General features: G+C 52.8%; 2 tRNA genes. Both read left to right on the top strand.

What is annotated here, in order from left to right:
• The first annotated feature begins 43 nt into the window (after positions 1–43).
• A tRNA-Ile gene (locus tag ACYJP6_RS24195) sits at positions 44–120 on the top strand.
• A 6-nt stretch (positions 121–126) separates the two neighbouring features.
• Positions 127–202 (top strand) — tRNA-Ala (locus tag ACYJP6_RS24190).
• Positions 203–303 lie beyond the last annotated feature (101 nt).

Here is a 303-nt window from a genome sequence, read left to right as displayed (position 1 = left end):
ATAGAAGAGCAATTGAGTTAGATAGACTCAAGGTAAGACGATTGGGTCTGTAGCTCAGTTGGTTAGAGCGCACCCCTGATAAGGGTGAGGTCGGCAGTTCGAATCTGCCCAGACCCACCAATCGATGGGGCCATAGCTCAGCTGGGAGAGCGCCTGCTTTGCACGCAGGAGGTCAGGAGTTCGATCCTCCTTGGCTCCACCATCTCCACCCGCGTCTGCCAACACAATTGCTTGAAAAGCTCAGAAGTGAGCCTTTGACTTCCTCCTTCACTTGGTGAAGAGGGAAGAGCACAAAAGCTGACT

The organism is Pseudomonas sp. No.117, from assembly GCF_054558395.1.
Note: the sequence above shows the minus strand (reverse complement) of the source record. Positions and strands in the feature narration are given on the sequence as shown.